This window comes from Dongshaea marina, assembly GCF_003072645.1.
In the GTDB taxonomy this organism is placed as follows: domain Bacteria; phylum Pseudomonadota; class Gammaproteobacteria; order Enterobacterales; family Aeromonadaceae; genus Dongshaea; species Dongshaea marina.
Map to the genome: position 1 here is coordinate 3,859,257 of NZ_CP028897.1, position 19,493 is coordinate 3,878,749.

Annotated in this window: 15 protein-coding genes and 1 pseudogene; 9 read left to right on the forward strand and 7 right to left on the reverse strand. The window is 53.0% G+C overall.

Annotation, left to right across the window (positions count from 1 at the left end; genetic code table 11):
* Positions 1–1,281, forward strand: a complete 1,281-nt coding sequence (gene hemL / locus DB847_RS18055) for a glutamate-1-semialdehyde 2,1-aminomutase (RefSeq protein WP_108651955.1) — start codon at positions 1–3, stop codon at positions 1,279–1,281.
* 133 nt (positions 1,282–1,414) lie between these two features.
* Positions 1,415–3,334: a hybrid-cluster NAD(P)-dependent oxidoreductase gene (locus DB847_RS18060; protein ID WP_108651956.1), complete on the forward strand. Its 1,920-nt coding sequence runs from the start codon at positions 1,415–1,417 to the stop codon at positions 3,332–3,334.
* Positions 3,335–3,395: 61 nt separating this feature from the next.
* Here DB847_RS18060 and DB847_RS18065 read toward each other — a convergent pair whose 3' ends face one another.
* Entirely contained in the window at positions 3,396–3,815 is a 420-nt protein-coding gene (locus DB847_RS18065) for a hypothetical protein (RefSeq protein WP_108651957.1), read from the reverse strand.
* Positions 3,816–4,210: 395 nt separating this feature from the next.
* Here DB847_RS18065 and istA point away from each other — a divergent pair, with 395 nt between their 5' ends.
* Positions 4,211–5,758 (forward strand): IS21 family transposase, encoded by a 1,548-nt coding sequence (gene istA, locus DB847_RS18070; protein WP_108649425.1) that lies wholly within the window; start codon positions 4,211–4,213, stop codon positions 5,756–5,758.
* Between the two features lie 9 nt (positions 5,759–5,767).
* Positions 5,768–6,523 carry an IS21-like element helper ATPase IstB gene (gene istB / locus DB847_RS18075; protein WP_108649424.1) on the forward strand — a complete coding sequence of 252 codons (756 nt, stop codon included), beginning with the start codon at positions 5,768–5,770 and terminating at the stop codon, positions 6,521–6,523.
* A gap of 928 nt (positions 6,524–7,451) precedes the next feature.
* Here the strand turns inward: istB and DB847_RS18085 are convergent.
* From DB847_RS18085 to DB847_RS18095, 3 genes are all read right to left on the reverse strand, one after another.
* Positions 7,452–7,877: a GFA family protein gene (locus tag DB847_RS18085; RefSeq protein ID WP_108651959.1), complete on the reverse strand. Its 426-nt coding sequence runs from the start codon at positions 7,875–7,877 to the stop codon at positions 7,452–7,454.
* A gap of 26 nt (positions 7,878–7,903) precedes the next feature.
* Positions 7,904–8,551: a hypothetical protein gene (locus DB847_RS18090; RefSeq protein WP_199911615.1), complete on the reverse strand. Its 648-nt coding sequence runs from the start codon at positions 8,549–8,551 to the stop codon at positions 7,904–7,906.
* 262 nt (positions 8,552–8,813) lie between these two features.
* Positions 8,814–9,470 carry an esterase/lipase family protein gene (locus tag DB847_RS18095; protein ID WP_199911616.1) on the reverse strand — a complete coding sequence of 219 codons (657 nt, stop codon included), beginning with the start codon at positions 9,468–9,470 and terminating at the stop codon, positions 8,814–8,816.
* 50 nt (positions 9,471–9,520) lie between these two features.
* Between DB847_RS18095 and DB847_RS18100 the strand changes: the two genes are divergently transcribed.
* Both DB847_RS18100 and DB847_RS18105 read left to right on the forward strand, forming a co-directional pair.
* The gene (locus tag DB847_RS18100) at positions 9,521–10,276 is read left to right on the forward strand and encodes a substrate-binding periplasmic protein (RefSeq protein ID WP_108651961.1); all 756 of its coding nucleotides are present in this window, start codon (positions 9,521–9,523) and stop codon (positions 10,274–10,276) included.
* Between the two features lie 81 nt (positions 10,277–10,357).
* On the forward strand, positions 10,358–11,113 hold the full coding sequence (locus DB847_RS18105; RefSeq protein ID WP_108651962.1) for a substrate-binding periplasmic protein: 756 nt from the start codon (positions 10,358–10,360) through the stop codon (positions 11,111–11,113).
* A gap of 759 nt (positions 11,114–11,872) precedes the next feature.
* On the opposite strand, the gene DB847_RS18110 is transcribed toward DB847_RS18105, so the two are convergent.
* Both DB847_RS18110 and DB847_RS18115 read right to left on the reverse strand, forming a co-directional pair.
* Positions 11,873–12,643 carry a substrate-binding periplasmic protein gene (locus tag DB847_RS18110; RefSeq protein WP_159084732.1) on the reverse strand — a complete coding sequence of 257 codons (771 nt, stop codon included), beginning with the start codon at positions 12,641–12,643 and terminating at the stop codon, positions 11,873–11,875.
* 59 nt (positions 12,644–12,702) lie between these two features.
* On the reverse strand, positions 12,703–13,506 hold the full coding sequence (locus DB847_RS18115) for a substrate-binding periplasmic protein (protein ID WP_108651964.1): 804 nt from the start codon (positions 13,504–13,506) through the stop codon (positions 12,703–12,705).
* Between the two features lie 128 nt (positions 13,507–13,634).
* Between DB847_RS18115 and DB847_RS25755 the strand changes: the two genes are divergently transcribed.
* The 3 genes from DB847_RS25755 (at position 13,635) to DB847_RS18130 (ending at position 17,721) form a co-directional block, all read left to right on the forward strand.
* Positions 13,635–14,366: a UPF0149 family protein gene (locus DB847_RS25755; protein ID WP_108651965.1), complete on the forward strand. Its 732-nt coding sequence runs from the start codon at positions 13,635–13,637 to the stop codon at positions 14,364–14,366.
* Positions 14,363–15,337 carry a class I SAM-dependent methyltransferase gene (locus DB847_RS18125; RefSeq protein WP_234418428.1) on the forward strand — a complete coding sequence of 325 codons (975 nt, stop codon included), beginning with the start codon at positions 14,363–14,365 and terminating at the stop codon, positions 15,335–15,337. Before DB847_RS25755 ends, DB847_RS18125 begins: the two co-directional genes overlap by 4 nt.
* A gap of 653 nt (positions 15,338–15,990) precedes the next feature.
* Entirely contained in the window at positions 15,991–17,721 is a 1,731-nt protein-coding gene (locus DB847_RS18130) for an alpha/beta hydrolase (protein ID WP_108651966.1), read from the forward strand.
* A gap of 55 nt (positions 17,722–17,776) precedes the next feature.
* Here the strand turns inward: DB847_RS18130 and emrD are convergent.
* Positions 17,777–18,975, reverse strand: a pseudogene (emrD, locus tag DB847_RS18135) (multidrug efflux MFS transporter EmrD).
* Positions 18,976–19,493 lie beyond the last annotated feature (518 nt).

The window sequence follows — 19,493 nt, forward strand, 5'->3', positions numbered from 1 at the left end:
ATGTCCAGATCTGAGCAACTATTTGACAAAGCTCGTCAATCAATCCCCGGCGGGGTAAATTCTCCCGTGCGGGCATTCAAAGGGGTGGGTGGTACCCCTTGCTTTATTAACCGGGCCAATGGCGTACATCTGTACGATGCGGATGGCCACAGTTATATCGACTATGTCGGTTCCTGGGGGCCGATGATTCTTGGTCACAATCACCCCAGGGTCAAACAGGCTGTGCAAGCAGCAGTTGAAAATGGCCTCAGCTATGGCGCCCCCACCGAAATTGAGGTGCTGATGGCCGAAAAGATCCGCAGCATTGTACCATCAATTGAACAGGTTCGCATGGTAAATTCCGGCACAGAGGCAACCATGAGTGCGGTACGCCTTGCCCGGGGCTATACCGGGCGCAGCAAGATCATCAAGTTTGAGGGCTGCTATCACGGCCATGTGGATTCGCTGCTGGTCAAGGCCGGTTCGGGAGCCCTGACCCTGGGAATGCCTAGCTCACCGGGGATCCCCGAGGGAACCACCCGGGATACTCTGACCTGTGACTACAATGATCTGGAGTCGGTTGCCCAGGCGTTTGCCAAGCATGGGGATGATATCGCCGCAATTATCGTCGAGCCGGTGGCGGGAAACATGAACTGTATTCCTCCCCAGCCCGGATTTCTCGAAGGCTTGCGTGAGCTGTGCGATCAGCACAAGGCGCTGCTTATTTTTGATGAGGTGATGACAGGCTTTCGGGTCGCCCACGGCGGCGCCCAGCAACATTATGGGATCACCCCGGATCTGACGACCCTGGGTAAGATCATCGGTGGCGGGATGCCGGTCGGGGCCTTTGGTGGCCGCCGCGAGATCATGCAGGCGATCGCCCCCTCCGGCCCTGTCTACCAGGCAGGGACTCTCTCAGGAAACCCAATCGCCATGGCTGCAGGCCTGGCCACCCTGGAGGAGATCAGCAAGCCCGGAGTCTATGAGCAGCTCAACGAGCAAACTCAATACCTGGTCGATGGCATCGCTGCCGCCGCAAAAAAAGCTGGGATCCCCCTTGCCACCAACCGGGTCGGCGCCATGTTTGGCCTGTTCTTTACCGACGAGCCTGAGGTCAGCAATTATCAGCAAGCCTGTGCCTGCGATCAGGAGCGTTTTACCCGCTTCTTTCATGGCATGCTGGAAAAGGGAGTCTACCTGGCCCCCTCCGCCTTCGAGGCTGGCTTTGTCTCCCTGGCCCATGACAAGGCAGCCCTGGATACCACCATTTCCAAAGCCTCCGAGGTGTTTGCCAGCCTATAGTTCTGACTCCGGCCCGCTGTAAATGGGAGGGGCCCCCCTCCCGCTGTGAGATGCCTGCAGGGTGTCACCCTCATCATCTACTGTTCCTACCTGTACCTTACCGGTATACTCGCCCAAAAAGCGAGGAGCCAAGATGTCTGTGACGCCGATTCTCAGTGATTGCTTTATCTATCCGATTAAATCGGTCCGGGGAGTGTCTCTCTCCCAAAGCTGGGTCGAAGAGCGGGGCCTTAGTTTTGATCGCCGTTACCTGCTGGTACGCCCCGGCGGGGAGTTCATTACCGCCCGAAGCCATCACAAGCTATGCCTGGTGCGCGCCAGCCTGCATCCGGATGGGATAAATATCAGTGCTCCCATGATGAAGCGGCATCTTGAGATCCGCCCGGAAAAATTCAGCCATATCTACCGTGAGGTCAGGGTGTGGGGCAGCACCATTGAGGGACGCCATTGTCACCCGGATTATGATGCCTGGTTTAGCGCATTCTTAGGCGAGCCCTGTCAGCTCTATTTCATGGACAAGCATAGCCATCGCCCCCTGAAACGCCATCCGGAGCGGGAGCTAAGCTTTGCCGATGGAGCCCCGGTGTTGCTCACCAGCCAAAGCTCACTCGATGCCCTCAACCTGCGATGTACCGAAACCATAGAGATGCGCCAGTTTCGCCCCAACCTGGTGGTGAGTGGCTCTTTCCCCTTTGCCGAGGATAGCTGGAAGAAAATTCGTATCGGCGAGGTGAAGTTCGAGGCGATGAAGCCCTCGGTGCGCTGTAACTTTACCACTTTGAATCCGCAGACAGCCGAGCCCAGTGCCGCCAATGAGCCACTTCAGACCCTGCTGGAGTTCAGAAAAGTTCAGGGTAAAAATGAGGTGGTGTTTGGGATCAACTTTCGCCCCCTCAACTCGGGGCAGATCCAATCGGGCGATGCTATCGAGATCCTTGAGTTACGTGAACCAGAATCGTATCCGGATCACAGCCATCCACTGCCGGCGCTACCTGTGCCAGCAGAGCTCCCCTCCTGGCCTGCAGGGCAAGCCCTGGAGTTACGCTGTATCGGCATTGAGCAGCTGACCCCGACCACCCGAAGCTTTCACCTGCGACCCGAGCTGCCCTTAGCCCCGCACTACCTGCCGGGGCAGTATCTGACCCTGGAGCTGGAGATCGAAGGTCAGCGGGTCAATCGCTGTTATACCCTCTCCTCCTCGCCGTCCCGCCCGTTGGATCTCACCATCACGGTAAAGCAGGTCCCGGGCGGCCTGGTCTCCAACTATCTACATCAGAACTTGAAGATTGGCTCGACTCTCAGGGCCCTTGCCCCCGCCGGAGAGTTTCATATCAGGCGGGCCCGTCGCAACAAGCTTGCGTTACTCAGCGCCGGGAGCGGGATCACCCCAATGCTCAGCATGGCCCGCTGGCTCACCGATACCCAGGCACAGCTGGATATCGAGTTTATTTATAGCGCCAGTAACCGCCAGGAGCTTATCGCCGCCGATGAGCTGCGGCTGCTGGCCCGTAAAAACCTCTACCTGAAACTGCATTTTATTCTGAGCCGCCCCAATGCCTCTGACGCCTGGAGTGGCCTGCGAGGCAGGCTCGATCAGCGCAAACTAGAGATGTTGGTGCCGGATCTGGGCGAGCGTAGCCTGTTTGTCTGTGGATCAGAAGATTTTATGACGATGGCCAGTGAAGCCTGCCAGCAACTGGGACTGGAGCCGGAGCACTATCTGAGTGAAAGCTTTGGGACTCCACCGGAAACAACCAAGTCCTCTGAATGTCAAAGCACAGCGCCGGTGACTCTGGAGTTCAGCTCCTGGGATCAAACCGTTCGGGGCTCAACAGGGGAAACCCTGCTTCTGCAAGCGGAGCAAGCCGGCGTTGAGATCGATTCAGGGTGCCGCAGCGGTGTCTGTGGCATCTGCCGGATCAAGCTACTGCATGGCGAGGTGCACACCATGCGAACAGGCCCCCTGACCGCCGATGAGCTAAACCAGGGGCAGGTGCTCGCCTGCTCCTGCAAGCCACTGTCGGATCTCGTCATTGAAAAGATAGAAAGTTAACTCACACCTTACAAAGATGTTGGGCCTTTTTCATACAAAGGCCCATATTAGCTGATGTAGATTATTGGCAGGTATGATTAAAGATGTAGTAGCGACTATGACTGGCACCATCCAGCACCTGGTCATAGAGGGTCCCTGTCTGTAATACGCACAGGGTATCGCCGGCCTTTAGGTATTGAGCCTGTCCACTGTGAATAGAAGCGTTAGCAAATTGAGTTGCCTGATGATGATGGTATTCAATCTTCTTTTCTAAATAGTGGCGAACATCTGCTTCCTGGCTAAAGCCTATCCGCTCTTTACTGAGGGTCCAGCGATGGGTTGCGTCACACTGTGACAGATCATGGGTCTCGAAATCTGACGTTGGATGCAGCTTAGCTTGTCCCAACTGTTGATTAGCATCCGGAAAAAATTGCCACTGGGCAGTGGCAGCACCTGCGTACATCACAGATAACGCCAGGAACATATTCGTAATAAGCTTCATCGCTCACACTCCCTGTGTTTATTCGGTAAATGCTAAGCCATCATCCTGACGGCTGCTGAAAATAGGTCGGTAATACAGGCAACTCTATTTTGTTGATTGCATTTTATACAGCGCAAAAAGCGCAGCGTCAATCTGGTCACAATGGTAGTTACCAATACCGGTGCGTTTTTTGGTCCATCGCGATCACCCAATAAGATCGATAGCGATCACTGAATAATATCGATCGCGATCGCTCAATAATATCGATGGCGATCACTTTTGAGTTTTATATTATTGGGTGATCGGCATGAATATTATGCAGTCCCGACCGAAATGTTATTCATTTCAACTCCCGTTTCGCAGGTGTTTTTTTAACCGGCTATGCTCTCTGTTTGACCTCGAGCGGAGAGCCAGCCATGCCAACGGTGCATATCACCATGCGAAAACTCAAAGAGATCCTCAGACTCAAGTACCAAGGCGGCCTGAGTCACCGCCAGATCGCAAGCAGCCTGTCTGTGTCTCCGTCGACTGTGTCCAATTACTGCAAAAGGGCCCAACAGATGGGGCTATGCCAATGGCCTCTGCCTGCTGAGTGGGATGAAGAGCGGCTGCGCCGTGAGTTCCTTGAGACCCGGATCACGGTTCGTCAGACACCTCCTCTGCCGGATTGGGCCGTGGCCCATCAGGAGCTCAGACGCAAAGGGATGACGCTACAACTCCTGTGGGAGGAGTATGCTGAGCGACATCCCAAGAACCACTACAGCTATAACCATTACTGCATGCGTTATCGTGAGTGGCGTAAATGCCAGTCTCCCTCAATGCGTCAGAGCCATAAAGCCGGTGAAAAACTGTTTGTTGATTACTGCGGTCCAACCGTGCCCATCGTGGATCCGAGGACTGGGGAGGAGCGTCGGGCTCAGATCTTTGTCGCTGTGATGGGTGCATCCAGCTACACCTACGCCGATGCAACCTTGAGTCAGGGGCTGGAAGACTGGGTGATGAGCCATAAACGGGCCTTCGAATTTCTGGGGGGAGTACCAGAGATGATCGTTCCGGATAATCTCAAAAGCGGAGTCAGTAGAGCGTGTCGCTACGAGCCAGATCTCAATCCTACCTATCAGCAGCTGGCTGCACACTATGGTGTTGCAGTGCTTCCTGCCCGTCCTTACAAGCCCAAAGATAAAGCCAAGGCTGAGGTGGGCGTGCAGATCGTTGAGCGCTGGATCCTGGCAAAACTGCGCCATGAGACCTTCTTCAGTCTGGCTCAGCTAAACCAGCGGATCGGGGCTCTGCTCACCGAGTTGAACAATCGCCCGTTCAAGAAGCTGCCGGGAAGCCGTAAATCACAGTTTGAATTGCTAGACAAACCGGTGCTCAAATCGCTGCCTCAAAACCCCTATCAGTTCACCCGGGTGAAGGCGGTTCGGGTTCATATCGACTATCACATCGAGCTCGACAAGCACTACTACTCGGTTCCCTATACCCTGCTCAAACGCAAGCTTGAAGCGCATATCTGCGACAACCTGGTACGGATCTATCATGGTGGTCGCTGTGTCGCGACACATCCACGCAGCTATCAGCAGGGAGGGCAAACCACCCACCCCGATCATATGCCGGTCGCACACCAAAAGCAGATGCAATGGACCCCGGGACGCTTTCTGAACTGGGCTCAGGAGATAGGCCCCTCCACGCTTGCGGTGATCAAACAGCTGCTCTACCGAAAGTCCCACCCGGAGCTTGGATATCGGGCCAGCCTTGGGATCCTCAACCTGGAAAAGCGATATGGACGCCCCCGCTTAGAAGCGGCCTGCCAGCGAGCAGACCGAACGGGCGTTTACTATCAGAAAGGGATCCGCTCCATCCTGGAAAAGGGGCTGGATGGCCAGCCACTGCCCGAAACTCAGCCGGATCGTCTGGCGGAGCTCACTCACCTCAATATCCGTGGCTCAGGCTACTATCACTAAGGATCAAAGATGACAGAACAACTCAAACAGCAACTTCGGGAGCTGAAACTAAGTGGTATCCGGGATGCCCTGGAAAGGCAACATCAGCAACCCGGGCACTACCAGGAACTCGGGTTCGAAGAGCGACTCAGCCTGCTGCTGGAGCAGGAGCTGACGGATCGGTCTCAGCGGCGGATCGAGCGCCTTATCAAGCAGGCCCGATTCCGGCTGCAGGCAAATCTGGAGCAACTGGATTATCGAAGTGATCGCGGCTTGCATAGAGCCCAGATCCGCTCACTGGCAGAGGGATACTGGCTTAGCCTGGGGCAGACTCTGATCCTGACCGGGGCGACCGGGTGCGGGAAAACCTATCTGGCCTGCGCCCTGGGCCATCACTTCTGTCTGCAGGGACTCGGGGTTCGCTACTTCCGGTTTAAAGAGCTGCTGGAGCAACTGCAGCTGGCTCAGGCTGATGGCAGCTATCGAAAGCTGATGGTTCAGTTGAGAAACACGCCGCTTCTGATCCTCGATGACTGGGGACTGGAGTCGCTGAATGCGCTTCAGCGTAGCGATCTACTGGAGTTAATCGATGCTCGCCATGGTCACGGAGCCACACTGATCGGCAGCCAGCTTCCGCTGGAGCACTGGCACACAATGATCGGTGAATCAACCCATGCGGATGCGATCCTGGATCGTCTGGTTCATGGAGCGATCCGTGTAGAATTATGCGGAGAATCGATGAGAAAAATCACCGCAGAGTTGACGGATGCCGATCACTCAGGGTAAAAAATAACCCAGTCTGTGAGACGGGATGTTGAGGTGATCGACATCATATTATTCGGTGATCGCCATCGCGATAATACGCAACCGAGTGGCAACGGGTCAGGGGGACTGCTCACCCAGTCCCCCTAACAACCCCGAGGGTGTCCCCCGATTCGCGATCATCCTCAGAGTCACTGGTTTTTGAGATACACAGAAACGAGCCATCCATGGCTCGGCCCTGCTTTCAGGATATCCATATCCTTCAATCTCAAACTCCAGCGTGACTCTTCGGTGCGAATCAAAGGGGAAATTACCCCCCGTCAGCGAGCGCCGAGGCGAACCGTAGAGAACTCAGGTTGAGCGGCAAGGGTGACGTTTCTCCCAGAGAAACAGAACGAGAGGCAGGATGCCGAACTGGGAGGGCTTATCATGGATGATAAGCAGCGTGAGAATGCAGTCAAAACAGGGACGTTTTGTCTGCATGCTACCTTAATTTTCAGGAAAGCCGAGGGTTCAGCGAGGTCCGGGGCGTCCCGGGAGATGCACACCGTTAACGCCCTCCATGGCTAACACGGCATTCAGACTTCCTTGTCTATCAGAGAAAGCGGACGAGTGTATCCCTGCCATACATGGATGTATTAATGCCGTGGAAGGCAGGATGCCTGAGAACGGCTTCTTGCCTGCCGCCAGCCAGCGCTGGCATTACTCTGTGCCTCAGGCACAAATCCAGCCGGCTGCAAGCCACGCAACCAAAATACCCGGGTATCCCTGGGAGTACAGAGGGGTTGGACAAGCAACCCCCTCTGGCTGCTGTCGGCAGTCCGGCAATTGTGCCTCTGGCACAAAGTAGCTGTTCGCAGGTCAAACAGCACCAGTTTATCCTATGGATAGCGAAGTTGTGTCTAGCCACTCAGCTATCAGGCCCTGGCATCAGGGCCATAAAACATAGAGGCTACCCCGTGCCACCTAACCTGGGTGGCAGGATCTCAAATCTGGGCACTCCCTCAGGGAAAACGGCCCAGCTGGGAGCGTGAGCCGTATAGATCAGCATCTGGGGGGAAAAGCCCTCGCTATCATCCAGGGTTGATGCGCCGACCGAATAGAAGTTGCCAATCTCTACCCTGATCGCAACCGTGGTCCCACAGTCCGCGCAAAAAAGATGCTCCATCTTCTTGCCCGAATCTCCCAGCCGGGTGTATACGCTGGGAGCTCCCCGGGTAAAACTAAAGTTTTCCAGGGGCACCCACAAACCAAACCACTTATCCGAACCTGAGTGCCTCTGGCAGCTATGGCAGTAACAAAATACCTGATTAACAGGCTCTCCCTCAAATTGATACTCAAGCTTGCCACAGCCACAACGCCCCAGATGTTTATCCATATTGGTTCATTCCTTCGAAGTTATGTTTAAGATGGGTCACACTTGATCTGCCCATACTCCTTACGGCAATTGTAACCACACTGAATATCATCCAGAAACTGCATGCAGCTCATATCTGGCTTGGGAGCACACACCCAACGATTGGTAAACTCTTTGCAGTCATAGCCACAACTCTTGTGGCCAAAGGGATCGCTATGACACTCATATTTATGATGGGGCCGGCGGGGCTTTTCACTCTGACACTGGATCTGCCCAAACTCCTCTTTACAGCTATAACCACACTTAATGTCATTCATATTCTGCAGGCACTGCATATTCGGCTTGTCGGCACAGGTCCAGTTTCCGGCAAAGCTCTTGCAGTGATATCCACACACCTGCTTACCAAAGGAGTCATGGCAGCTATAGGGAACCTTGGGTGTATCACCTCCCTGGTGCCTGAGCCCAAACTGATAGCCCTGCCGGTAACGCTTATTGAGCTTATGCTGATGTTTAACACACCCCTTGGCATAGTCTTCGAGCATATCCCGATTATGCCTGCCATCATTCATCCCGGCCGCATAGGCCGCATCCAGATGGCAATATTGCGGTTGTGCAGCACTGGCCATGCCACTCCCCCACAAGCTGGCTAGTAGCAATAAGACCAGCCCGACGAACCCACGCATAACAAGCCTCATAAAAAGATCCCTCGACGAGCTCCAGAGGTTACCATGCCTCAGGTGAAGGACCAATCATCCTCCCCCCTTCGCAAGGGACTCACATGACAGTTTTTCTTTCTCAGTTTCATCCACATTCACCTTGAGTGAGCTGTGGATAAGCCTGTGAAAAGCGAGCAATCACAAGTGTTGCAGAGGCAGAGTGAAAAGTGGGCGCATTCAGATTTGTGAACCAGCTCACACTTGAAGATCCTGCCTGTTGGCGCAGGGAGCTCGCTTGCTGTCAGCCCTTTCTCTCAAAGCAGCCATGGCGCAAAAAATAGATCGCCTGACGGATCACCTGAGGGTTATTCATCATGCTGGTGTGGTTAACGGCTAACACCAGATGATCCATCTGGCCTGCCACAGCTGTGCTGGCAACGCTGACCTTGCCATCATTCACTCCGGGGATCATCAGTGACAAAAATGGATTGATACTTGTTGACCCGGCGATCACCCCGAGTTGAAAACCACAGGGTCCCAGCATCCTGGGTATTGAATCACTCTGGGTTCCAAGCTGTAATCCGGCTGGCCCGTTATACCAGGCAAATCCGGGCACCCCAGCCAATCGGTCGACCACTTCACTCCCCTGGTTCGGCGGCCCCAGCATCACTACCCGCCCCAGCCTGGATTCGTGATGATGACAGAAGTAATAGCGTACCAGGATCCCTCCCAGCGAGTGGGTGACAAAGTGAATAACTGCCTGGGGTGGGCAGGATTTAAGAGCCTTTGGTATGACACTTTGTGCCAGGACCTCGACCGGTTGCTCCCGGGAGGGGTAATTGAGGTTCACCACCCCGAACCCCTCCAGGCTTAAAGCCCTCTCAAGGCGTTTCATCGAGCGTGCGGTCCTTGCCAGCCCATGTAGCAAGATCACATACTGCTCCTGCTTTGCAGCCATCGATTCCCCCATCCATACTGATATGGAGTCAATTGTTTCGTGGAGATACTATGCGGCTTTTTTCACTAGTGATCATGCTTCTGGGCCTTATCAGTTTTTCCAGCCTGGCAGCAAAGATCTCTGATCTCGAATTTATCACCGAACAGTACGCTCCCTTTAATTATCAGGACAGCATGGGAAAACGCCAGGGGTTTGCCATTGAGATCCTGGCTCAGGTCTGGAAAAAACTGGGCGTGGCTCCCCAACCGATTCGCATGCTCCCCTGGGCCCGGGGCTATGCCCTGACCCTTCAAAAAAACAACACAGTACTGTTCTCAACCACCCGGATCCACTCCCGGGAAAAACTGTTCAAATGGGCCTGTCCTATCAGCTATATCCGGGTCTCCCTGATGGGCCGGAGTGACTCCAAGATAAAGATCAACTCCCTTGAGGATGCTAAAAAATACAAGATAGTGGCAATTCGCTCCGATGTAGGTGAGCAGCTGCTCCTGGAAAATAACTTTGATGAAGATAATATTCACCTCTCCAACCACCTGGACAGTGCCCTGCGGATGGTGATGCGAGGGAGGGTCGACCTCATCTCCAGTGCTGACATAACCGCCTATCAAAAGCTGATCGCTATGGGAGAGGATCCTGAGCTATTCAAAACGCAATGGGTGCTTGAGTCTAATCCTCTATGCTTTGCCTTTAACCGCAATGTTGACGACGCCCTGGTTGAGAAGTTCAGTCGTGCTCTGAGCGATATTCAGGGGGATCACCAATTTATCTACCAGCTGGAGAAGAAATACCGGATGGTTCATGACTGATAGCAAAGCGTCGGAGCTATTTGTCTAATTCAGACCAAGGCACAATACTCAAGGTGAATCTTTCCTATCAGCGGAGGCCAGATGCGCCTGCTTCAGCTTGTGATTGCCAGTCTTGTGATTTTCTCTCTTCCCCTGATGGCCGCTAAACTCTCTGAACTTGAATACATCACCGAGGATTATGCTCCCTTTAACTTCGATGATACGACCGGCAAGCGGATTGGTTTCGCCGTCGAGTTGCTGGAGCGGGTCTGGCAAGATCTGAACATTCCCCCGCAACCGATCCGGATCCTGCCCTGGGCTCGTGGCTACGCATTGTCGATGCATCAAAAAAATGCGGTGCTCTTCTCTACTCTACGCCTGGATTCCCGGGAGAAACTGTTTAAATGGGCCTGTCCGATCTTCTACCACCGCATCGTCCTGATGGCACGCCGCGACTCCAATATCGATCTTAAAGAGCTCAGGGATGCCAACCAATACTCGATCGTCGCCATTCGCTCCGATGCCGGAGAGCAGCTGCTGATCGAGAACAACCTGGCTTTAGATAAACTATATCTGGCCAAAAACCTGGAAAATGCCCTGAGAATGGTCATTCGCAAACGGGTAGATCTGATCTCGGTCGGAGATATCACCGCCAGCCAGATGCTCCTCAAGATGGGCTATGATCCTCACGAGCTGGAGGTAAAGTGGGTTCTTGAATCAAACCCCCTGTGCTTTGCCTTTAATCTTGAGGTCAATGATAAGCTTATTCGCCAATTCCAAAGGGCCCTGAATAAAGCCCATGGGGATCGCCCCTTTATCTATAAGCTTGAAAAAAAGTACCAACTGATTCAAAACTAAATCGCGGCTTCAACCAGAGTTGCCGGAGCCTGTCATAGGTTTTCAGAGTGAACTCGGATGATCTACTCTGTGTGATCTGCCAGGTTAGAGCATTTTTGGTTTAATCAGGAGCGCTATTCGCCCCTTAAAATTCAAGTGCAGCTTTGAGCTTTGTTAAGCTGACCTTCTGCAGCAAGGGTGAAGTTGCAATGCAACGTAGCGAGAAGCAGGGAGGCTGAACTGGAAAAGATTATCAGGGAAGATAATCGATGCAGCAGAGCAACATGGATGTGACTTGCGTGTCAGCGTTCAAAGTCGAAGCAACTTTTATGAGAGTGCACCTATTTATCCGGAAAATGCTCTAAATCTGAGGTCGCAGGAGTCTGGGGTGAAACAGCAGACGGGCTTCGGACCGTGACTCTCAAAGAGAGTGACAGATATCTGACAGAATAAGGAGGCTCAAGTTAAGCCCAGGCACCCCAGCTTAAGAGAAACAGGGTCAAACTCAATAACCAGCCGGTCACCCAGCTAATGGCCGGCCACCACTTCAGTTGTTGTTGAGTATCCATGCTTCGATTCCTCTTATGTTTGGCTTGAGAGCAATGATAATTGTTTCAGGCTCTCTCTGATCGTTATGATGCATAATCCAAGCCAAATCTTAAGATCTATGAATATTTTCAATTGCGTCCCCTGTACAAAACTCCCCTCACATAGCTTCAGCTGTACTGCATCCTCCATAGACAATCATCAGCTAGCCGCTTCATCTCTCCCCATTCAGAATCAAGGTTGCTTGATGTAGCGTTGAATAATCTCCTGATACTGAGGTGTTTGTTTCACCCTGTCTATCGCCTGCTGTAGGCTCTGCACCAGCGAATCCGGAGTTTGGCGATTCAGGGCATAATAGACTGTGTTGTCCGCCAGGCGGAAAACCTGCTCAAAATCCTCGGGTGAAGCCTTGATGCTACGGAGCACCTCTTTGGCAGAATCTGGCTCAAAGGCCCAAAGGTCGACACGCTTTTGTGAGAGCTGTAGCGCCAATAGCCTGGGGTTTTTATTGCGAACCAGCTGCTGGGGAGCCACTCCAGCCTGAATTAACAACTCATCGGCAACATCACCACGGATCACCGCGATCCGGTACTTTTTGATCTCAGCAAGGGAGTTAATTTGAATCTGGCTATCTTTATGGGCTATGAGCCCCACTGAAAATCCCGATTGGATTGGCCCGGCCCACTTAAAAAGAGCTTCACGCTCGGGAGTTCGGGTGGTGGAAAAGACCACATACCCGGGAACCTTGAGCGCCATTCGGTAGGAGCGGGCCCAGGCATTGAGCTGGATCTGTGAACGTTTGATCGAGTAACCCGCTTCATTGGCCGCCGCCAGCAGCAGATCAACCCCAATTCCCTTGAGTTCACCCTCCTCTAAAAAGTTTCCCGGTGGGTAGTCCTCGGTGACATAGATAAGTTTACTGAAATCCCTCTCCCCCTGGACTAAAATCTGGGCCATCACCTCCTGGCTTTGTCCCGGCAACAGCATGCTCAATAGCCCAAACATCCAACTCAGTCTAAGAGCTTTGCTGCTTAACCTCGTCATCCCTGACTCTCTCCTCTTACTCACTGCATCTCCCAGCCGTACCTGAGCAGGATCTGCCGATACTCATCTGTGGTTTTAACCCCATCAAGTGCCCGTTGCAGGCTCTGGACCAGTGACCTGGGTGTATCCTTATGGAATGCGTAATACACCACATTATCCCCCAAGCGGTACACCTGCTCGACACCCGGGTTATGGATCTTCATCTTCTCGAGAACCTCACGTGCAGAGCTTGGCTCAAAGGCCCACAGGTCGACCCTGCCGCGCAGCAGCATCTTGGCCAGCAGCTGAGGCTCATTGCTTAGAACCATCTGCAAGGAAGAGACCCCAAGCTTCTTGAGAAGCTGCTCATTGACGTCACCACGCAGCACCCCGAACCGATACTTCTTGAGCTGCTCTTTGGAGTCGATCACTATCTTCCTTGACTTGAGCGCCATCAGTCCGGCCTGAGAGGTGTTGATGATCGGACCGGCCCATTGAAACAGGTGCTCTCGCTCAGGGGTCCGGCTGGTTGAAAACACCACATAACCGGGAATATTCAACGCCAACCGGTAAGAACGTGCCCAGCTGTAGACTTCGATGTGGCCCCTATCCATCTCAAACCCGGCAAAGCGTGCCGCAGCAAGCAGCAGATCGACGGCGATCCCTTTAAGTTCGCCGCCCTCAACATAGTTCCCCGGTGGATAATCCTCGGTGACATAGGTTAGCTTGGTAAAGTCTTGGTAAAGGGCTTCCTTATGCTGCGCAACCGCAGGAGAGAAACTTCCAAAAAGAAGTAGTAAAAGGATCCACAGACGCTTGATTAAGACTGTAATGCTGGCGTTCATGACATTCCCTGTCTTTGATCTCACTCTTCAAGTTTAGCGAACTTATCGCACCTCGCCCGTTCCCCCCATTCCTGGCTCGTGATGAGCCGTGGTATCCTATCTGCTTTGGACAGATACTTGAGCACCCTATGAAGGATTTACCCGAAGAGCTGGTCCCATTAGCCCCTGAGCAGATAGAAAGCTGCCTGCGCGGCTATTTTGACTCTGATAAATGCCCGGAGCAGACCCTTGGCTATGATGAGATGATCGGTTTTTTCACCCTGATCGCGACCTCATTTTATGAGGAGTTTCCCGGAAACTGGATGGCAGAGGTACTGGCGGGTGATCCAAACCTGGAGCAACTCGATGATGAGCAGGCCAGCGAAGTACTCACCGCGCTCATCAGCGCCTGGAATCAGCTAAATCAGGCGATCCTTGATGAGGATCTCTCACTCTTTTCCGGCTACCACTCCAATGCCCTCGGAGATGAAGGCTTCGCGCGGATTGAGAGGTTCAGCCGGGGGTTTGTCAAGGCGAGTCAGCTGGCCAATGATGGGTGGGATGAAAGAATCAAGCAGCTCAATAACCCTGAGGTCACCAAGGCTTACCACCTGGATCTCTTCAACCTGACCCTGTGGGCCGACCTGGAGGGTACCCGCAGCTACCTGGAGCAGGAGAAAGATGAGCCGGTCGATGACAGCATGTTTGTCCAACTGCTTGGTGGCTTTAACCACTCCCTGCAACAGAGAATCCAGCTGTTTAACCAGCTGGACGCCCAGCCCCAAAACACACAACCGGTACGGACCGATAAGGTCGGTCGTAACGATCCCTGCCCCTGTGGCAGCGGAAAAAAGTATAAGAAGTGTTGCATGCCATCATGAGAGAACTAACCCCTGATTTTTCACTAGCTGCCATCAGCAGCCTGTTGGATGGGATGAAACAGCTCCCCGAAGACCCATCCTGCGTCATCCGCCTGTTTCATGGACGAGGCCGCACCTTTCCCGGGTTGGATCAGGTCTGCGTCGACTACCTGGGTGGGCAACTACTAATCGCCCTGTTCAAAGAGCCCCCGGCCGAGTGGCTTGAGGCTTTTCAGCAGGCACTGGAAAAAGAGCTGAACCAGAGCAACTGGCTTACCGGGCAAAACATCCAGAGCCTGCTTCTACAGCACAGATCGCGCCCCGGCTCCCCCACCGAGCTGATCTGGGGAGCTCTCAAATCCCCCTGGGTCGTTGATGAAAACGGCCTTAAGTTCGGCCTCACCCTGGGACGCAACCAGAATCATGGACTCTTTCTGGACATGGCTAATGGCCGAAAATGGGTACGGGATAATGCCAGGCATAAACGGGTTCTCAATCTCTTTGCCTATACCTGTGGCTTCTCGGTGGCGGCCATCGCTGGCGGCGCCGATCATGTTGTGAACCTGGATATGGCCAGGGGCGCCTTGGCCCAGGGACGAGAAAATCACAAGCTCAACCAGCATAACCTCAATCAGGTCACGTTTTTGGGCCACGAGTTGTTTCGCTCCTGGGGCAAGGTCAAGCGCCTGGGGCCCTATGAGGTGGTAATCATCGACCCCCCCTCATTCCAAAAGGGCAGCTTTGCGATCAAGGACTACCCCAAGATCCTGCGCCGCCTTCCTGAGTTGGTCAATGAGGGAGGTGAGGTACTGGCCTGTGTCAATGACCCGGCCCAGCCACCCGAGGTGCTGATTGAGCAGATGGCCGAACTTGCCCCCGAGTTTCGCTTTGTTGAAAGGCTGGAAAACCCCGAGAGCTTTCCCGAACTCGAGCCGGAGCGCAGCCTGAAGGTGATGCGCTTTGTAAAAGAGAGCAAAGCCGACGCTCAATAAGCTGCAGGAGAACTGCTTCACCGATCTTATATCACATCTGGTAAAGGTCGGTGAGATTCAGCCTATCTCCAAATAACATGCTGAATCACTCAGGTGAAGACCCTGAAAATAATCCAACAGTGATTGACCATGTGTCAATTCAGTTGTGGGTAGTGTTTCACATCTGTTGTTGATGTCTGATTTCATGTCTCACCAACACGGTGTGTATCCTTCCATGGAACCTCTGCTGCCGCGACTACCATCCCTAATAGCCCATCCCAGCTCGGTATCCATACCTCGCGTTCAATGACTCAGTGAGCCATTTCACCCCTGCGGCAGAAGGTTGGTGACCTTGAAATCAGTACACCTTTGTATGAGCAACGGATCTGAGACATAACCCAGTTGTGCATATTGAAGAGGTCCTGCTATTTAAGCAACATATATCAAATACTTCCCCGTGATTAATCATCACAGGCTCAATGTTTCAATTCCTGCGATTAAAACAGCCTGTATTGATTCTTAAAATCGTATGACTTACTTTGAGCATCCCCCGAACTAAATAGATCTCTGTTTTTAAATTAAAAACAGTTCATGATCCCTTGGAAGATTAAAATAGCGCCAGGATTAAATATCACTCATTACTATCAGGGGGGACTCATATAAAAGGAATTCATATGCGACTCAAAAATATCTCCTATCGATTAACAGCCTGTCTCGGCACCCTATTTTCAACCCGGCAAAACAGCTTATTTAGCCTAGTGCCACTGGCGGGATTATTACTCATCTCCCCCCATGCTCACGCAGGACACGCACCACAGGATACAAGCCCAAGTTTTATTCCGGTTGCCTGCTCAGATATAGGGATATCTGATAGCTTCTACCGGGAGCACTATCAAAGTAATATCATCCCGACTTGTGGCAAGCTTAAGGTCCCGGCGGATTATCAGCAGCCCCAGGGTAAAAGATTAACCCTGGATGTTGCCATTGTTAAAAGTAGTCATCCTCAGCTCAACCCGCTGCTTTATTTAGAGGGAGGGCCGGGAGGAAATGGGTTAATTCCCTATGACAAGAATATTCTCTCCATGGCTAAATACCGTGACCTGGTCCTGATAAGTCAGCGTGGAACGGGTGTCTATAGGAAACACGGCGAGCTCACATCGGATTTAAGCTTTTGTGAAGATATAAATATGTTTGGCATCCTCACCAAAGATCAGGTCCTTGCATGCCGTGAGGATGGCGTCAACTCCCAGGTTAGCCGCCAGGAGCTCTCTTATTATACAGTCGAGAATAGCGCCCGGGATATTCACTTGCTCTACCTTGCCCTGAAAAGGCACTTTAGTTCACAGCCTGGGTACCGGAAGGTCGATCTTTACGGCGTATCCTATGGCACCTCTCTGGCACTAGAGATCATGCGAAATCCCCAGGCAAAAGATTGGGTAAACAGGGTCATTCTCGACTCAACCCTGGCCGCGGAGCGGGTGATTCAAAAATCCTTTAGCCAGACATTTTCCAAGAAGCTAGCTTCGAATAGCATCGCGGTGCTGGATACTCCGGGATTTTATACCCAGCAGGCAATCCACAAACTAGCCGATGACTATGGGAGAGAAACGGGCACCTCAGCCAAAACAGTTGTTGAGCACTTCAGGCAGTTGATTAAAAAACTCACGGGCCAGGGCCCACTCAACCTTGAACTCAATGGAAAAACTAAATCATTGGATGTGAGTACCCTGCTGGTGAGTATCAATGGTAACTATCAGTTGACTCCCTGGCTCCCCAAACTGGTTGACTATCTGAGCTCTCAGCCTGACGACTCTTTCGGTACCCACCAACCTCCAATCGTGCCGGCTGCTGAGTATGAAGCGCCTCTGTCCGGCATGCTCTCCGGAGGGCTGCTTCCCAACCAACTCAACGCCTCTAACTTCTGGTCGGTAGCCTGCCAGGGGTTTATGTCTTTTAATAATGCTGCGGCTCAGAAGACCATCTACACCCAGCTGAATAAGCCAAAATCTGCTGCGGAGGCCTCCTCACTACATGGGCTACTTTACGGATTTTTCAAGGACAATGCTATTGGCAACATCGAGGGATGCCAGGTTTGGCTGGAAGGCGATATACAGCGCGATCCCGGGATCAGGACTCCCTTTCGCAGCTCAATCCCGACCCTGGTCCTGGCCGGGGAGTATGATAATGCTTTTAATGGCACTCCGGCCAGCTGGGGACAAGCCACCGCGCAGATGCTGGGTAATAAGGCAAGGTTTGTTGAGTTCCCCCGCACCGGACATGTTGTGTTTTCCGCAGGTCAGCCTGTGGAACGGCTGGCAGAGCAGTTCTTAGCTAAGGGAAGAGTCACTCACAGTGAAATAGCGAAAGCGCAACAAGCGGTTCGTCAGTATCAGCACTTTCAATAACCTGTAAACCATGCGCCACACAAGGGATGCCGGGCATCCCTTGAACTGTGCCAAGTTACCCCTGAGGAACCGTCTCATCACTGATGGCATGGCGCTTGATCATCTTGAGGCTCAAGCCAACCAGGATCGTCATCGCCAGCATGGCGCCCCCCAGGGTGAGTTGCCCCTTCATTGGAAGCAGGGCTACCACCAGGGTTACCAGCCCGGAGCCTAAGTTCTGCATTCCCCCGAGAATGGCTCCGGCAGTCCCGGCCTGCTGGGGAAAGGGCTCCACCGCCCCGTGGTTGCGGTCGGAAACAGGATCCCCGAGCCGATAAAAAACAAAATGGCCCCCCCAATCAAAGAGATCGCTTGCACCTTACCCATTAATCCCGGGATCACGATCGTCAGGGAGCCCAGCAGCAAAAACAAAATCCCAAGGTTGAGTAGGTTCTGATGGGTCAGCCGCCCCGCTAATCGCCCGGTCAGCCAGGAGCCGAGCAAAAATCCGGGAAGTGGCACCACGAACAGCCAGCTAACGGTTTCGCTGTCATAACCCAGAACATGGCCCAGCAGCACCCCGGCCGCAGATTCAAACACCACCAACCCGGTACCCACGGCCACCATACACAGCAGGTATCCCTGAAAACGGGTATTACCCAGCACATAACGGTAACTGGCAATTACACAGTCATTGCCACGCTTCTCCCGGGGCAGAGTTTCCGGATAGAAAAAGCTCATCAGGAGCAGGGCGATCGCGCTAAACAGGAACAAGAACCAATAGCTGGCCCGCCAATCGAAGGTGACCGTCAGCCAGCCACCGATTACCGGGGCCAGCAGGGGACAAAAGATGATCCCCATGCTCATCAGGCTGTTGGCCTTTTGCAGCTCCACTCCCACAAAACGATCGCGCATCGCTGTGCGGGCCATCACTCCGCCACAACCGCTGCCAAGGCCCTGGATAAAGCTTCCCAGCAACAAGGCCGACAGGGAGCCGGCGATCAGGGTCACCCCGCTTCCCACCAGGTAGATGGTGACTCCAATCAGTACCACAGGGCGACGGCCCATACGGTCAGACAAGGGACCATAGATAAACTGGGAGAAGCCATAGGTGATAAGGTATACCGCCATCACGGATTGTAATTTTCCGGGCTGAACCAGAAGATCCTTTGCGATTTCACTGATCGCCGGAACATACATGGTCTGAGTCATCTGACCGATAGCCACCAAAATCACAATCAACAATAGTAGCGAATACACACCTGTCTGCCGCACTGCAAGGGCCTCCTTTGAAAATGAGTCTCAATAATGGATTCGGGACAGCTCATGTTAAAAGAAACAGGCCATTCAGTAAACAAGATAAATATAAAAATTAAATTCGCAAAATTAGACTAAACTAGGAACAAAATACACACAAACTTATAATAGTGATTTTTTATACAGATTCGATAAATACGAAAGCTTCGCGGATACGCGCAATAACCGGGAGGGAAAGAAAACAATTCTCACTCTCTTTTATCAGTTTTAACCCAGGAGGTCACGTACTTTTACACGGCCGGCGTGACCGGCCATCATCCTGCTCAGGAAGCATCTATCCTTCGGATAGCTAATTTTGTGGCTACCGCCACAGATGTCGGGGCGCCGACAGCGCCCTACTTTTGTATCGTCAAAAGTAGGCAAAATCTCGCTACGCACGATGGGTCCAACCATCGACCTTCGCAGCTCGCCATCCATGGCTCGAAAAGAAGTAGCACCACCGCGGCCTCGGCGCTCGCTAACGGGGTTTTAAGCTC

What these genes read in the sequence shown, in the direction of transcription:
- DB847_RS18065 (WP_108651957.1), bottom strand. Translation starts at nt 3,815, where the DNA reads ATGAAGCTTATTACGAATATGTTCCTGGCGTTATCTGTGATGTACGCA.
- DB847_RS18085 (WP_108651959.1), bottom strand. Translation starts at nt 7,877, where the DNA reads ATGGATAAACATCTGGGGCGTTGTGGCTGTGGCAAGCTTGAGTATCAA.
- DB847_RS18105 (WP_108651962.1), top strand. Translation starts at nt 10,358, where the DNA reads ATGCGCCTGCTTCAGCTTGTGATTGCCAGTCTTGTGATTTTCTCTCTT.
- DB847_RS25755 (WP_108651965.1), top strand. Translation starts at nt 13,635, where the DNA reads ATGAAGGATTTACCCGAAGAGCTGGTCCCATTAGCCCCTGAGCAGATA.
- istA (WP_108649425.1), top strand. Translation starts at nt 4,211, where the DNA reads ATGCCAACGGTGCATATCACCATGCGAAAACTCAAAGAGATCCTCAGA.
- DB847_RS18060 (WP_108651956.1), top strand. Translation starts at nt 1,415, where the DNA reads ATGTCTGTGACGCCGATTCTCAGTGATTGCTTTATCTATCCGATTAAA.
- DB847_RS18100 (WP_108651961.1), top strand. Translation starts at nt 9,521, where the DNA reads ATGCGGCTTTTTTCACTAGTGATCATGCTTCTGGGCCTTATCAGTTTT.
- DB847_RS18090 (WP_199911615.1), bottom strand. Translation starts at nt 8,551, where the DNA reads ATGAGGCTTGTTATGCGTGGGTTCGTCGGGCTGGTCTTATTGCTACTA.
- DB847_RS18130 (WP_108651966.1), top strand. Translation starts at nt 15,991, where the DNA reads ATGCGACTCAAAAATATCTCCTATCGATTAACAGCCTGTCTCGGCACC.
- istB (WP_108649424.1), top strand. Translation starts at nt 5,768, where the DNA reads ATGACAGAACAACTCAAACAGCAACTTCGGGAGCTGAAACTAAGTGGT.
- DB847_RS18115 (WP_108651964.1), bottom strand. Translation starts at nt 13,506, where the DNA reads ATGAACGCCAGCATTACAGTCTTAATCAAGCGTCTGTGGATCCTTTTA.
- DB847_RS18125 (WP_234418428.1), top strand. Translation starts at nt 14,363, where the DNA reads ATGAGAGAACTAACCCCTGATTTTTCACTAGCTGCCATCAGCAGCCTG.
- hemL (WP_108651955.1), top strand. Translation starts at nt 1, where the DNA reads ATGTCCAGATCTGAGCAACTATTTGACAAAGCTCGTCAATCAATCCCC.
- DB847_RS18110 (WP_159084732.1), bottom strand. Translation starts at nt 12,643, where the DNA reads ATGTTTGGGCTATTGAGCATGCTGTTGCCGGGACAAAGCCAGGAGGTG.
- DB847_RS18095 (WP_199911616.1), bottom strand. Translation starts at nt 9,470, where the DNA reads ATGGCTGCAAAGCAGGAGCAGTATGTGATCTTGCTACATGGGCTGGCA.